Below are 14293 nucleotides of genomic sequence, written 5' to 3'. Positions count from 1 at the left end.
TTAGCGGTTACCGCGCTAGTCTATGCTGTAATTAAACTGATTGATGCAATAAGGAAACTCAAAAATAGACTAAAATAAAAAACCGTTCCTACAACTTTGACAGGTTCGAACGGTTTTTGTATAAAACTGCCACCGTCAATAACGGCTCTGCAGGAAGTCCCACGCCAATGGGACTTCTTTTTATATCCTGATTATAACATGTCGATAGTGAGGCTGAAAGCAAAATCCTCTGCAAGCAAAAAGGACAACGCTACCGGCTAGCAGGCATTGTCCTTTTACACTTGATTAGTCAACTCGCGGAGGCTGATCATCAGGGGTCACCTTGTCCACTCCGGTTGAAACGGCTGCCTTGGTTTTTCGTGCGCCTTTATTAACGGCGTTTTTGGTCTTATTGCCAACTTCGCCGACCTTATCTTGCAGGCTAACAGAATCACGTTCATATTCTTCTCGGGTTTTAACGTCAACAACGGTAACATTGACTTCAATCACATCTAGACCAGTCATGTCATTAACGTGTTTAACAACGTCCTGTTTAATTTTTTCGTATAGATCAGGAATATCAATGCCGTATTCGGCAACGATGTCCAAATCAACAGCAACTTGCTTCTTACCAACTTCTACGTCGACGCCGGACGTCTTGTCATTGGTATTCACTAATTTGTCAGCAACGTTAGCGAAGAAACCACCATCGACAGTGAGCAAGCCATCAATATGCTCTAAGCAAATGCCAACGATCTTTTGTAAGACCTTGTCCTCATAGGTTAATTCGCCTTTGATTTCTGGTTTGAGGTTTTTGCCTTCAGTGCTTTTAAGAGTTCCTGGTTTGTTGAGTGTTGTGGTTGGCATTAAACGTCCTCCTTTAACGTGAGCTAATTAAAATAATCATCTAGTAGACCGGTTTGTGAAAGATACAGTCCGGCAGCTGTGCCGATACCGATTAGCAGTAGCAAAATCAGTGTCTTCCAAAAACCAATCGTGAGTAACAACATGGCGAGTACTAAACCGGTGACGCCACCGATAATGGGCCAGCGGTAAAGCTTGAGCAGTTCAGGCACGGGCAACGCCTCCTTTAAACGACACGGGGCTGATTAGACTTGCGGTTGCGTTTGTAATCCGTCAAATGAATCTCGATTTTACGGTCGTGATCAATTCCCAATAGCTGTTTGAGATCTTCTTCCAGCCGTTTTGCATATAATGTGGCTTGCAATTTAGCATTAGAAGAAGGGCGCAACGCACCATTGATCTTGACCTTGATACGATTCTTTGAAAGCTTAGTGGTAACTTTTGGATCGCTGATGAAAGGTTCATGCTGTAGTGAGGAAAGGGTAAAATTATCAATGGCCTTTTTCGTTACCCGCAGCTGGCCATTATTGTGACTTGTGCGGTATAACTGAAAGGTTTTGGGCCAAAGCGTAATGACGAAGAGACCGACAATCAGCACAACGGTTAGCACTAAGCCACCCCAGAAGAGGTAATTTTGACTAATCGCCTGCATCGTACCAGAGTCTAGGAAGCCTAAGTGTAACGGCTCACCGACCACGGACCAATTGAGCAACATCAAGCCTAAAGACAACGGTATTGCGAGAACAATTAGGATCGCAAGTCCCGTTTTAGTTAAGGTCTGCAAGTTATCACCACCTTTCTTAGTAAATCCATCATAACAAGGGTTGATAGCTGATTTCTAGGAAGATACTAATTTATTTATTATAATAACGATAATATATTTTTATGATATCATGGATAATACATTTGGAATATTTTGTCGCGTTTTCAGACAATTTGGGGTTTAATTTGTCACTTTAGGTTTGGGGTCGCCAACGGCTGGATCAAGTTTCAGACGGAAGAGGGTATCACTCTTCTCTGAGAATGGCAGGCCGTCCAAGTACAGTTCACGATAGGTGTCCAAATGGGCCCGTTGAAAACCAGCCTCTTCAATCGCTGCGTTAAGAGCCTGCAGTGTTTTGGCATGCGGGCCAATCTCACCGTGACCAGTTGCTTGAATTTCAGTGCCTTCAGCCAGTTGTTCAAAGTGAATTTGGTCTGAAATGGCCTTTTCCCAGTTAGCATATTTTTTAGCGGTTTCGAAAATATCCTGGTGGATGAACAGGGGCTGTTTGAGCCAAATTTTAAATTGTTCTTCGGTGCCGCCAACTGTCCAAACCGCTTGAATAGGGTACGGTCGATAAGGTTTAAAACCAGTGACCTCAATACCGATATCTTGGCTATCAGCAATGAGAGCCGCCACTTTTTCCACTGCTTCAGCTAAGAGAATGAAGTTGTCATCTGCAGTGTGCTGCGTTGCCTTACCCTCAGCGGTAATGTAGCTACGGGTGGTTAATTCAACGAGTGTTGGTTCTTCTGAGCGCTGATACTCAGCGGTTTCATACGTTTCCCAGTTAAACATGTTGCGCCTCCTTATTTGTGTACAATAACGGTATAGGATAGTTTTAATGTGTCGTCATTTTAGTTCAATTGGGGAGGATGCACCACTAACTAGGCTTGTTTCGGACAAACTGTGACATTATTATTCGTTTGTCTGATCAAGTGATTTTTTTGACGTTACTGGCCGTGCCCCCTATACTTGAAGTGAAGACTATGTAAGCGCTTTATTTAAGGGGGTGATACATTGACTTTATATAATCCATTAACAGCTAATCTGACCCACTACCTCTTTTTTACGGGCAAGGGCGGTGTCGGCAAAACGACGATGGCCACTGCCACTGCGGTGCAGTTGGCGGATGCTGGTAAGCGAGTGATGATTGTTTCCACCGATCCAGCCAGTAACTTACAGGATGTTTTTGAGACTAAATTGAGTAATCAGCCTCAATCAGTCCCTGGTGTTAGTGGGTTGGATGCCGCTAATTTTGATCCAATCGTGGCCGCTAATGAATACCGGGAGAGCGTGGTGGCACCGTATCGTGGCGTCTTACCTGAAGCTGCCATTCAAAATATGTCTGAACAGCTATCGGGATCGTGTACGGTTGAAATTGCGTCTTTTAACGAATTCGCTAAGTTTTTGACAGATCCGACCATCGATCAGAAATACGATGTCATTATTTTTGATACCGCACCAACCGGGCACGCTTTGCGGATGCTGCAGTTGCCATCGGCTTGGAGCAATTATCTGGACCAGAATCAGGAAGGGGCTTCCTGTTTAGGACAACTAGCTGGTTTGGGTGAGCAGAAGGCAACGTATCAGAAGGCGGTCGACACTTTAAATGATGCCAACCTTACCACTTTATTGCTGGTTTCAAGACCGCAGTGGGCTTCACTCGTTGAAACTGAGCGTGCTGCTGAAGAATTAGCACAGATTGGTATGACCAACCAGCAGTTAATTATGAATGGTGTTTTGGAACACCCTACCGATGAGCCATCGCAGGTAATCTTTGATCAGCAGCAAGCCGATTTACGGAATATGCCGACTAGCTTACAATCATTGCCAAGTGCGGAAGTACCGTTGCGTGCTTATAACGTGACTGGGATAGCCAATATTCGTAAAGTCTTACAAACGCAGCAGCCGTCTGTGACTGCCGAATCAAGTCCCCAGACGCAGTTTCCTTCTATTGATAAAATCGTTGATGATCTGATTAAACAGAATAAGAAAATCGTCTTTACCATGGGCAAGGGCGGTGTCGGTAAAACCACGGTTGCCATTCAGCTGGCTAAGAAATTGGCAGCTCATCACAAAAAGGTTCACCTTGCCACGACGGATCCTGCTGATCATTTATCACTATTCAAAATCGACGATCCGGCAATTACTGTGAGCCATATCGATGAAAAACAAGTTTTAAAACATTATCAGGATGAAGTATTGGCTAAGGCCAAGCAAACCATGTCGGCGGACGACGTTGACTACATTGCTGAAGATTTACGTTCGCCTTGTACCCAAGAAATCGCGGTGTTCAGAGCATTTGCGGACGTGGTGGCGCAAAACGACAGCGACATTGTTGTCATTGATACTGCACCGACCGGGCATACCCTGTTACTGCTGAATTCCACCGAAAATTACGCTGAAGAAGTTAAACGTACGACGGGTGAGGTGCCGCAAAACGTGTTGGATCTTCTGCCTCGTTTGCAGGATCCTAAACAGACTGAAATCATCACCGTGACACTGCCGGAAACAACTCCGGTCTATGAATCCCTGCGATTAAACGCTGACCTTGACCGGGCTAAGATGCCGCATAAATGGTGGCTTGTCAATCAAAGCCTATTAGCAACTCAGACCACCGATCCGGTATTACAAGCTCGGGCAAGCAGTGAATTGAAATGGATCAACCAAGTTAAGGCTGTTTCAAACAGCTACTATGCCGTTGAAAAGTGGCAGCCAAATTTTGAGCAGGTAAATTTAACCTTTTAAGTAAGGTCGTGAATATAATGAAGAAAGTTGAAATCTTTGAACCGGCGCTGTGTTGTCCAACAGGGTTGTGCGGTCCGACCGTGGATCAGAATTTGGTTCGGTTAACTGCCATCCAGCGGTCGGTCAATCACAGTGGCAAAGCGATGATCGTTCGTCGAAACTTAGCTCAGAACCCGAATGCCTTCGTGCGCAACAAACAGGTGGCTGAGTTATTGAAGACGGATGATATGGCCTGTCTGCCAATTACCCTGGTAGACGGGGTGGTAAAGAAAACGGGTGCTTACCCGACTAATGAAGAATTGATCGGCTACACTGGTGTTGCCACTGAGCAAGTAAAGACACAATAGGTTTAAAACTCCCTCTCGTAAGTCATATTACGACGGGGAGTTTTTGGGTAACTGGGGATCAAGAATCGTGTTGTCTTGAAGGGTGAAAGTGATTGAGTTTCGCCCTTTTTATCGATAAACTAGGGATATAATAAGAAGCCGATAGTCACGTTAACCGATAACCACTCTGCCATACAACAGAAAGGATGTTACCGATGAAGCCTAAATTGATCTTTGCCACGGTGCTGGCATCATTATTACTGGTTGGCTGCAGTTCTAATAGAAACTCACAGTCGAGCCAGAGCAGTCAAACATCGTCTAACCAAACGAGTCATAGCCAATCGGCCGCAAGCAGTCAGTCCTCATTGCAGGCTGATGTGAGTGAGGTTAAAGTCCCGGTGGCAACGGCCATCAAAACGTACCAGCAAACTTTTGCGGATACTCAAATTACGGATCTTTCAGTTGAACGGGAACTGGGTCGCTACCAGTACGAAATCGACGGTGTTGACGATAACCAGGAACACACGTTGAAGCTAGATGCTAACAGTGGCAATGTTATTTCTAAGAAGAGTGAGCGGCTGGACACGGATGAGGCCAATGGCGTAGAACGCCGGGAAGCTTTGAATCTAGATCATTTAATCAGTCTTAAACGGGCTGTGAAAATGGCTCAGTCACAGGCAAAGGGGCAAACGGCAACGGAGGTTTCCATTGATAAAGAAAATCAGCAAACCTATTGGGAGATTCAGTTCGACCATCAAGGACGCGAAACCAGTGTTAAACTCAATGCGCAGACGGGTCACTTATTAGAGGTAGAACATGATGACTAGTTTTTTTCTGAAAGCGCTTGCTCGGATGGGCCTGAAAGCGTATATTAATTTTGAATAGGGGGCATGACTGATGAAAAAAAGGTTAATGACTGCTGGCGTATTATTTGCTGGCTTGGGTATGACAGGCGTTGGAGCTAGTGCAAGTAGTTATGGCACAACTGCAAAATCTGTTAGAGGGACTTGGTATTGGACCACTGGACATTATCGAGGGGTGACTGCCGGTCAGCAAGTGACCTTTACGACGAACAAGGTCTATTGGCATCCATTTCCCAGTGGTACCGGTAATTTTGGTTATTTACCTAAGATCAGCAAAGTCCATGGCTGGTATCGAATTAATCTTGGTACAGCAGCAAAGCTCTCTAAGAACAAGAACCAGGCCCTCCGAGCTAGTGGCTGGACTAAATCAGACTACATGTATTTTCGCAAGGCAACGCATAAAGTTAACGGCAAAACGCAAGCCGTTCTCTTATGGAATGTAACTGGTTCGAAACTGAAGTCAGCGATGATTATGACACACCACAAAACAATGTTGCATAAAGGGCAGCAAACCGTTTCTGTAAAAGCAAACGGTAGCTACCACTATTAGAAGTAAATTTAAAAAAAGGTCGCAAAGCAGAAGCTTGCGACCTTTTTTTACCGCTTATCTCACTAAATAGACCAGTTATTTCCACGGACTAGCTATCAGCAAAGAATGCGAATAAACTGATTTTGAAAGGAGAGGAAAAACGTGGATGTCCTCTTTAATCTAGCCAAGAAATTTGTTACACCATCGATTAGTATCAACGCCCAAAAAGAGAGCCGCGAGTTAATTCAATTGTCGATTGAAATTGATCGGCTGGTCAATAAAATGACCATTGTCGGCTACCAGGATAATCGGTAAATCGTGGTGCCGTTTTACCGTATTATTCGGTTCTACACGCAAGATAAGCACGTGGTTTGCGAAACGACAGCTGGGACGTACCGGGTTCGCCAACGGATGTATGAGTTAAGAATGCAGCTTTCTGAGGCAACGTTCATTTCCGTTTCCAATGCCGAGGTTATTAGTAAGTCAGCTATTGAGTCGTTTTCATTGACTGGCAGCGGCAGTTATCAGATTAACCTAACGAGTGGAGCTAGTACCTATACGTCCAGGCGCTATGTGAAGCAAATCAAGGAGGCCTTTTTAAAATGAAAGTTATCGCACACGTTATTTCAGGAGCGGTAATCGGTATCACCGTTGGGTTTATGATTGCGCTGGGCTTTTCGGTGCTGAATCACACGGCAACCTTTATGCCGTCAACACCAGAGTTTGTGGCGCGGTTCAGTAATAATTTAGCGGCAACCGTTGCTTCCACTGGTTTGTGGGCACTGATAGGCATCGTTTTTGAAGTTGCCAGTTATTTGGTCTTTGTCAGAAGTCAGTGGAGCATCACCCATCAGACAATCGTGCATTTTATCGTGACCTATGCCTGTTTTACACCATTAGCCATTATTGCTGACTGGTTCCCAGTTCAAGATTACCTGATTTCATATACGATTGCATTTGTGATTATCTACCTGATTGCGTGGTTCAGTTCCATGCAGATCGCTAAAGCCAAGGTTCGTCGTTTGAATCAGTTACTGAACAACAATCAATCGCAACATGATTGAAAATAAAATAAGAAAGAAAAAATTGAAATTAATTGAAAATTAACTACCACATTTCTTCCATACATAGTATGCTTTAAGCACGAGAAAACAGATCAGTTTCAGATTCTCGGATATTGCTTGAAAATGCGAGTTTCATTGCACTTTTATTAATTGGACCGTATCAATTTAAAAAGTTGTTGACTTTTTGGTAAAAATTGGTATTATTAATAAAGCAAATGGACCATAACGATTTTTCGTTAATTGTCAGAAGTACAGCTATTTAAATGAAGGAGTGTATAATTTCATGGCAGTAGATTATGATTCCAAGTCATACTTGGAAAAAGTTGACGCCTGGTGGCGTGCCACAACGTATCTTTCAGGTGGAATGATCTTCCTGAAGAACAACCCATTGTTCTCAGTTACTAACACACCAATCCAAGCGGACGACGTAAAAGTTAAACCAATTGGTCACTGGGGTACTATCTCAGGACAAACGTTCCTGTATGCCCATGCCAACCGTTTGATCAACAAGTACGGTTTGAACATGTTCTATATTGGTGGCCCTGGTCATGGTGGCCAAGTTATGGTTACTAACTCATACTTGGACGGTACTTACACCGACGCTTACCCTGAAATTACTCAGGATCTTGAAGGTATGTCACGTCTTTACAAGCGGTTCTCATTCCCTGGTGGAATTGGTTCCCACATGACTGCTCAAACTCCTGGCTCACTTCATGAAGGTGGCGAACTTGGTTACTCACTTTCACACGCAACTGGTGCTATTCTGGATAACCCAGACCAAATCGCCTTTACTGTTGTTGGTGATGGTGAAGTTGAAACCGGTCCTGCTATGACTGCTTGGAACTCAATCAAGTTCATCAACCCTAAGAACGACGGTGCCGTTTTACCAATTCTTGACTTAAACGGCTTCAAGATTTCCAACCCAACTCTCTTCAGTCGGATGAGCGACGAAAACATCGCTAAGTTCTTCGAAGGCCTTGGCTGGTCACCTCGTTTCCTTGAAAACGATGATATCCACGATTACATGACTTACCACGAAAAAGCTGCTAAGTTATTTGATCAAGCTATTGCTGATATCCAACAAATTCAAAAAGATGCCCGCGAAAACGGCAAGTACGAAGATGGTACTATTCCAGCTTGGCCTGTTGTTATCGCTCGCTTACCAAAAGGTTGGGGCGGTCCTACACACAACCCAGCTGGCGAACCAATCGAAAACTCATTCCGTGCTCACCAAGTTCCACTTGGCTTGAGCCAAAAGAACCTTGCTGAATTACCAGAATTCGAAGCTTGGATGAACTCATACAAGCCAGAAGAATTATTCAATACTGATGGTTCATTGAAGGCTGAAGTTGCTGACTTTGCACCTAAGGGTGACAAGCGGATGGCAGCTAACCCAGTTGCTAACGGTGGCCGTCGTCGTGGCGAAAAGCCTGCTATGCTTGACTTGCCTGACTGGAAGAGCTTAGCTAACGACATCACTGCTGACAACCGCGGTACTCAATTACCAGATGGCAACCGTAACATGGATATGAATGTTCTTTCTTCATTCTTTGCTGGTGTTGCTACCAAGAACCCAACTTCATTCCGTGTATTCGGCCCTGACGAAACCATGTCAAACCGTCTCTGGGATATGTTCAAGATGACTAACCGTCAATGGATGAGCAAGGTCAAGGAACCTAATGACCAATACGAAGCCCCAGAAGGCCGTATTTTAGATGCTCAATTGTCAGAACACCAAGCTGAAGGTTGGCTTGAAGGTTACACTCTGACTGGTCGTCAAGGTATCTTTGCTTCTTACGAATCATTCTTGCGAGTAGTTGACTCAATGACGACTCAACACTTCAAGTGGATCCGCCAAGCAGCTGCAGAACCATGGCGCAATGATTATCCATCATTGAACTTGATCTCAACTTCAACTGTATTCCAACAAGACCACAACGGTTATACCCACCAAGATCCAGGTATGTTGACCCACTTGGCTGAAAAGAAGTCTGACTTTATCCGTCAATATCTTCCAGCCGATGGTAACACGTTGTTAGCTGTCTTTGACCGTGCCTTCCGTGACCGTCAAAAGGTTAACCACATTGTTGCTTCTAAGCAACCTCGTCAACAATGGTTCTCAATCGACGAAGCTGAAGAATTAGCTACTGAAGGTATCAAGGCTATTGATTGGGCTTCAACTGTTGCTGAAGGTGAAGATGCTGATATCGTCTTTGCTTCTGCTGGTGTTGAACCAACGATTGAAACTTTAGCTGCTATTGACTTGATCAACGATGCATTCCCATCAGTTAAGATGCGTTATGTCAACGTTGTTGAACTTGGACGTCTTCAAAAGAAGAACGGCCCTCTGAACGCAGAACGTTCATTGTCAGATGAGAAGTTCACTTCACTCTTCGGTCAATCAGGCACACCAGTTCTCTTTGGTTTCCACGGTTACGAAGACTTGATCGAATCAATCTTCTACGAACGTCAACATGCTGGTGCACACGTCCATGGTTACCGTGAAGATGGTGATATCACCACCGCTTACGACATGCGTGTATACTCACAACTTGATCGTTTCAACCAAGCTAAAGATGCTGTTAACACCTTGATTGCTAATGGTGCTATCGACGAAGCTGCCGGTAAAGCCTTTGACAAGAAGATGGATGACATCTTAGCAAAACACTTCAAGGTTACTCGTGACGAAGGTCGCGACATTGAAGAATTCACTAAATGGGAATGGACTCCTTTGAAGAAGTAATTTCTTCTACGGATGACTGAACATTTAAAAAAGCACCGACTCAGAAATGGGTCGGTGCTTTTTTGCGTAAAAATCCAACTTGAATTTCTACTTCAGTCAAGGGATACTCAGTAGTAGAAGAACCAAATGGGGAGGGTGCATATGAGCTACATTGAAGTGCAAAATGAATCAAAAATCTATCAAACGGGTGAAACTAAAATTATTGCCAATAACCAACTAAGTTTTACCTGTGAGCAGGGACAGTTAACGGTGATCTTAGGCCCTAGCGGTGCTGGTAAATCAACGGTACTGAATATTTTAGGCGGCATGGATACGCCCACCAGCGGTGCCGTTTTAATTGACGGTGTTGATATTGCTAAGTTTAATGACCGTCAATTAACGGCGTACCGGCGTAGTGATGTCGGGTTTGTTTTCCAATTCTATAACCTGATTCCGAACCTAACGACTCGAGAAAACGTGGAGCTTGCCAACTCCATCGTTGATGATGCATTGGACGCTGAAGAAACGTTACGGGAGGTTGGACTAGGCAATCGATTAGATAATTTTCCCTCCCAACTTTCTGGTGGGGAACAGCAGCGGGTGGCGATTGCTCGGGCATTAGCTAAAAATCCCAAATTACTACTATGCGATGAACCTACTGGTGCTTTGGATTATCAGACTGGGAAGCAAGTTTTGAGTTTACTTCAAACAGCAAGCCAGCGGGATAATAAAACGGTACTGATCATCACACATAACGCTGCGATTGCTAAAATGGCCGACCGAATTATTCGGATTAATGATGCCCAAGTTCGCTCCGTTGAAGATAACCCGTCACCAGTTCCTGTTGAACAGATTGAGTGGTGACCATGATGACACCCATGACAAAAAATATGTGGCGGGAGATTGCCGCCAACAAGGGCCGGTTCATCGCCATCATTTTGATTATTTTATTGGGAACGCTGATTTTTGTTGGTGTGAAGGCTGCTGGTCCCGGTTTGAACGATTCAATGGCTACGACGGTTGAAGCCCAGCATTTGAGCGATGTTCAGTTGTTTTCGACCACTGGTTTTACGGCCAAAGACGTTGACACTGCCGAGCAAGTCAGTGGTGCGCAAGCGGAAATCAGCAAGTTTAAGTACGTGACGGGTGGCAAGAACGAAGATGTAGTTGCCCTTTACGGATATCAACCTCATGCGCAACAGAATCAGCTGAAATTGCGCAGCGGGCATTTTCCACACGCCAACAATCAAATCGTGCTGGATGAATGGGCTAAACGTGAATATGGTTATCGGATAGGTGATATGTATCGCTTTAATCAGCAAGCTAAACTCAGACAACGGACCTATCGCATCGTCGGTTTTGCCGATTCACCTCGCTATATTGATTACAGCACTCGTGGTTCAGCCAACGTTGGTGACGGCACGGTTCGCTATTTTGCTTATCTTCAACCTAAGCAACTGAACCTACCGACAGCGACCCTTCTCACAGTCCGGTTTAAGTCATTGCAGTCACTAAATACGTTTAACGATGATTACCAGACTGCCGTGAATAAAAAGGTGACGGCTTTAAAGCGGGCTTTTAAACCCCAGGCTAGAGAACGCCAACAGCAACTGTCAGCAAAGATCAATCGTTCTTTTGAACCGCAACAGAAAAAGTTAACGCAAGCGGTCAAACAGTTAGCGCAGCTAAAACAGGCGGCTGGCAATTCGGCAGTTCTTCAGCAGCAACAGCAGATATTAGAGAAAAATCAAGCTAAGTTAACCGCGGCGATGAAAGCAGCAGCTGCTAAAACGCACACCGTTTATACCTGGCAGACGCGTGAAGATTTACCCGGCTTTACGTCCTTTGGGGATACGTCGAATCGGATTGCTGCCATTGCTAATGTATTTCCAGTCTTCTTTTTCCTGATTGCGGCGCTGATTACGTTTACCACAATCACGCGAATGGTGGAAGAAGCGCGGCGGCAAATTGGGACTTTCAAGGCGCTAGGTTATACGAAGTGGGCAATTGCCCGCAACTATTTGAGCTATGCCTTAATGGCGGGTTTAATTGGCGCTGTTCTTGGGAGCGTGATTGGCAATATCACGCTGCCGCGACTGGTTATTTCCATGTATCACATGAGCATTCCCATGATGACAACAGTGCCTGTGATGTGGGGAGTGATTGCATTAGCCGTTGCCTTTTCACTAATTGCAACGGTGGGGGCAGCTGTTATTGTGGTTCGGCGTGAATTAGCTGAAAAGCCGGCTGACTTAATGTTGCCGCGGACACCGAAATCAGCAAAACGCATTTTGATGGAACGAATGACGCCGTTGTGGCGCAGACTCTCCTTTAATCAGAAAGTTTCATATCGAAACCTGTTTCGGTATAAGAGTCGCATGTGGATGACCATTATTGGGATTGCCGGTGGTACTGCGCTGATTTTAACCGGATTTGGACTGAATGATTCGATCGGGTCAACCGCCAGTCAACAATACGGCCAAATTTTTCATTATTCAGCGACGGTCTCATTGGCTCACGATAATCAAAGTCAAAAAGCAATGCGGGTTTTGGAGGGCACTAATCATTATCGGGGTGCCGCAAAGGTGCACATGACAGCAGGTAAGGTAAAGGCCAACGGCGATCAATTGAGTGACGTTAATCTTGTAACGCCGAAGGATCAGCAGCAGTTCAAAAAATACGTCACTCTGAGCCATCCGCTAACGGGAAATGGATTGGTGATCAGTCAAAAAATTGCTTCTGAGTTGAAGGTTAAGGCAGGGGATAAGGTTGACTTCATCACTGCAGCGGGTCAAAAAGTAACTTTGAAAGTCACCGCAGTTACGCCAAACTACATGGGCGTGTTTGCGTATATGACTGCCAGTGCTTACCGGCATGCTTTCAATGCACCGCCCGCGGTGAATACCTTATTGGTGAAGCTAGACCGTCAGTCCAGTCAACAGCAAAATCAACTGGCACGGCAGCTGATGGAACACGGCGATGCGTTAGGGACCAGTTTTGCTTCTGATCAGGAAACGACGATTAAAACCATGAGCAGCTCGATGAACGTAATTGTATTGATCATGATTTTGCTTTCCGGTGTTTTGTCGTTTGTCGTTCTCTACAACCTGACTAATATCAATATTTCGGAACGGATTCGTGAGTTATCAACCGTGAAAGTACTGGGGTTCTTTGATGGTGAAGTAACGATGTACGTTGCACGGGAAAATATCTTACTGACCGTCTTCGGCATTATTTTGGGCTACGGCGCTGGATGGGGGTTACTCAGCTTTATCCTCAATCAGGCGACAACTTCACAAGTGGTCTTCCCAGTCATTATTCGCTGGCCGGGCTACGTGGTGGCAACGTTATTAATGGTGCTGTTTACACTGATCGTGATGTGGGTCACCCATCAAAAGTTAAAGCATGTAGACATGGTGGAGGCCTTGAAGGAAAATTAATTTTAATGAGAAATAAAAAACGTCAGCTCGATTAAGAGCTGGCGTTTTGCGGTATTGAATTAGTTTTCGGATTGCGGCGAACGGGCCTTCACAATTTCGGATGCCACGACGCTCAGAAACATGATGGCAGCGCCAAGGTACTGCTGTGGTGATAAGATTTCGCCAAGGGTGAAGAAGGCAAAGATGGCAGAGAAAATGGGCTCCAACGAATAAATCAAACTGACGGTGTCTGGCGCCAAGTAATTTTGAACCTGGGTTTGAGCCACAAAGCCAAAGGCGCTGCAGATGAGTCCGAGTGCTAAAACGGCGCCCCACTGAGAAGCGGACTTCGGGAGCGTAATGCCGTTCATCATGCCACCGAACAGTAGTCCTTCCACACCGGCGACGCCCAGTTGCCAGATGCTCACACTAAACGTGACCAGGTGTTTTTTGGCTAGAATATCTGAAGCCATAATGTAAACAGCGTAGATTGCTGCACAAATCACACATAGCAGCGCGTTGAGATCCAGCTGCAGGTCAGCGCCGTTGGCCACCAGTAAGTATAATCCCAGTACCACTAGGATGGTGGTGATGATTGTGCTTAGGCGAGGGAACCGCTTTTTAAGTACCGCTTCAAAGAAGGCCACAAAAACGGTGGTGGTACTTAACAGGAAGCCGGCAGTGGAAGCTGCGGTATGCCGGAGACTGATCATGACAAATGTAAAAGCACAGAATAATAGGGTTCCTAAGATAAAACTGGCCAGCAGTTCACCGCGGGAAGGGCGTTTCAAAATCCGCGCAAAAATTAACAGGGTTGCTAAAAAGGCAACCGTAAAGCGTAAGCCAACCAGAAACAGCGGGGCGACACTGATCAGTGCAATCTTCATCCACATATAGGATGCCCCCCAAGAAGCAGTGACCAGAAACATGAGCCAAAAAGCGCGTTGACGATTCATATGTAACATCCTTTAATATAGATTTTATGTCATAACAATTTTACACTAGTTGACAGG

Annotated in this window: 15 protein-coding genes; 10 read left to right on the top strand and 5 right to left on the bottom strand. The window is 45.1% G+C overall.

The genetic code is table 11. From position 1 onward, the window contains the following. Positions 1–285: 285 nt before the first annotated feature. The 4 genes from IWT5_RS00545 to IWT5_RS00530 all read right to left on the bottom strand — a co-directional run bounded on the left by IWT5_RS00545 (position 286) and on the right by IWT5_RS00530 (position 2404). Positions 286–846 (bottom strand): Asp23/Gls24 family envelope stress response protein, encoded by a 561-nt coding sequence (locus IWT5_RS00545; protein WP_089108007.1) that lies wholly within the window; start codon positions 844–846, stop codon positions 286–288. A gap of 23 nt (positions 847–869) precedes the next feature. Further along, positions 870–1055: a DUF2273 domain-containing protein gene (locus IWT5_RS00540; RefSeq protein WP_089108006.1), complete on the bottom strand. Its 186-nt coding sequence runs from the start codon at positions 1053–1055 to the stop codon at positions 870–872. 14 nt (positions 1056–1069) lie between these two features. Beyond that, positions 1070–1627: an alkaline shock response membrane anchor protein AmaP gene (gene amaP, locus IWT5_RS00535; protein ID WP_089108005.1), complete on the bottom strand. Its 558-nt coding sequence runs from the start codon at positions 1625–1627 to the stop codon at positions 1070–1072. 159 nt (positions 1628–1786) lie between these two features. Next, on the bottom strand, positions 1787–2404 hold the full coding sequence (locus IWT5_RS00530; RefSeq protein ID WP_089108004.1) for a hypothetical protein: 618 nt from the start codon (positions 2402–2404) through the stop codon (positions 1787–1789). 222 nt (positions 2405–2626) lie between these two features. Here IWT5_RS00530 and arsA point away from each other — a divergent pair, with 222 nt between their 5' ends. The 10 genes from arsA (at position 2627) to IWT5_RS00485 (ending at position 13301) form a co-directional block, all read left to right on the top strand. Then, positions 2627–4357, top strand: coding sequence for an arsenical pump-driving ATPase (gene arsA / locus IWT5_RS00525; protein ID WP_089108003.1), 1731 nt, complete (start codon positions 2627–2629; stop codon positions 4355–4357). A 17-nt stretch (positions 4358–4374) separates the two neighbouring features. Further along, positions 4375–4704, top strand: a complete 330-nt coding sequence (gene arsD / locus IWT5_RS00520; RefSeq protein WP_089108002.1) for an arsenite efflux transporter metallochaperone ArsD — start codon at positions 4375–4377, stop codon at positions 4702–4704. A gap of 194 nt (positions 4705–4898) precedes the next feature. Continuing rightward, the gene (locus IWT5_RS00515) at positions 4899–5510 is read left to right on the top strand and encodes a PepSY domain-containing protein (protein WP_159459246.1); all 612 of its coding nucleotides are present in this window, start codon (positions 4899–4901) and stop codon (positions 5508–5510) included. Positions 5511–5580: 70 nt separating this feature from the next. Beyond that, positions 5581–6096 (top strand): hypothetical protein, encoded by a 516-nt coding sequence (locus tag IWT5_RS00510; RefSeq protein WP_089108000.1) that lies wholly within the window; start codon positions 5581–5583, stop codon positions 6094–6096. A 141-nt stretch (positions 6097–6237) separates the two neighbouring features. Further along, positions 6238–6390, top strand: a complete 153-nt coding sequence (locus tag IWT5_RS12155) for a hypothetical protein (protein ID WP_159459245.1) — start codon at positions 6238–6240, stop codon at positions 6388–6390. A gap of 3 nt (positions 6391–6393) precedes the next feature. After that, positions 6394–6681, top strand: a complete 288-nt coding sequence (locus IWT5_RS00505) for a LytTR family DNA-binding domain-containing protein (protein ID WP_159459244.1) — start codon at positions 6394–6396, stop codon at positions 6679–6681. Next, on the top strand, positions 6678–7139 hold the full coding sequence (locus IWT5_RS00500) for a DUF3021 domain-containing protein (RefSeq protein ID WP_089107998.1): 462 nt from the start codon (positions 6678–6680) through the stop codon (positions 7137–7139). Before IWT5_RS00505 ends, IWT5_RS00500 begins: the two co-directional genes overlap by 4 nt. Before the next feature lie 283 nt (positions 7140–7422). Then, positions 7423–9882, top strand: coding sequence for a phosphoketolase family protein (locus IWT5_RS00495; protein WP_089107997.1), 2460 nt, complete (start codon positions 7423–7425; stop codon positions 9880–9882). Between the two features lie 141 nt (positions 9883–10023). Beyond that, positions 10024–10725, top strand: a complete 702-nt coding sequence (locus tag IWT5_RS00490; RefSeq protein ID WP_089107996.1) for an ABC transporter ATP-binding protein — start codon at positions 10024–10026, stop codon at positions 10723–10725. A 5-nt stretch (positions 10726–10730) separates the two neighbouring features. After that, a complete protein-coding gene (locus IWT5_RS00485; RefSeq protein WP_089108162.1) occupies positions 10731–13301 on the top strand; it encodes an ABC transporter permease in 2571 nt (856 codons plus the stop codon). A 59-nt stretch (positions 13302–13360) separates the two neighbouring features. Here IWT5_RS00485 and IWT5_RS00480 read toward each other — a convergent pair whose 3' ends face one another. After that, a complete protein-coding gene (locus IWT5_RS00480) occupies positions 13361–14236 on the bottom strand; it encodes a DMT family transporter (protein WP_159459243.1) in 876 nt (291 codons plus the stop codon). Positions 14237–14293: the final 57 nt, after the last annotated feature.

It is taken from the genome of Secundilactobacillus mixtipabuli (assembly GCF_002217925.1).
GTDB classification, from domain to species: Bacteria; Bacillota; Bacilli; order Lactobacillales; family Lactobacillaceae; genus Secundilactobacillus; species Secundilactobacillus mixtipabuli.
The sequence above is the reverse complement of the archived record's forward strand: the minus strand, read 5'-3'. Positions and strand labels throughout refer to the sequence as shown.

What these genes read in the sequence shown, in the direction of transcription:
- IWT5_RS00500 (WP_089107998.1), top strand. Translation starts at nt 6,678, where the DNA reads ATGAAAGTTATCGCACACGTTATTTCAGGAGCGGTAATCGGTATCACC.
- IWT5_RS00485 (WP_089108162.1), top strand. Translation starts at nt 10,731, where the DNA reads ATGACACCCATGACAAAAAATATGTGGCGGGAGATTGCCGCCAACAAG.
- IWT5_RS00530 (WP_089108004.1), bottom strand. Translation starts at nt 2,404, where the DNA reads ATGTTTAACTGGGAAACGTATGAAACCGCTGAGTATCAGCGCTCAGAA.
- IWT5_RS00490 (WP_089107996.1), top strand. Translation starts at nt 10,024, where the DNA reads ATGAGCTACATTGAAGTGCAAAATGAATCAAAAATCTATCAAACGGGT.
- IWT5_RS00495 (WP_089107997.1), top strand. Translation starts at nt 7,423, where the DNA reads ATGGCAGTAGATTATGATTCCAAGTCATACTTGGAAAAAGTTGACGCC.
- arsD (WP_089108002.1), top strand. Translation starts at nt 4,375, where the DNA reads ATGAAGAAAGTTGAAATCTTTGAACCGGCGCTGTGTTGTCCAACAGGG.
- IWT5_RS00545 (WP_089108007.1), bottom strand. Translation starts at nt 846, where the DNA reads ATGCCAACCACAACACTCAACAAACCAGGAACTCTTAAAAGCACTGAA.
- IWT5_RS00480 (WP_159459243.1), bottom strand. Translation starts at nt 14,236, where the DNA reads ATGAATCGTCAACGCGCTTTTTGGCTCATGTTTCTGGTCACTGCTTCT.
- IWT5_RS00510 (WP_089108000.1), top strand. Translation starts at nt 5,581, where the DNA reads ATGAAAAAAAGGTTAATGACTGCTGGCGTATTATTTGCTGGCTTGGGT.
- IWT5_RS00515 (WP_159459246.1), top strand. Translation starts at nt 4,899, where the DNA reads ATGAAGCCTAAATTGATCTTTGCCACGGTGCTGGCATCATTATTACTG.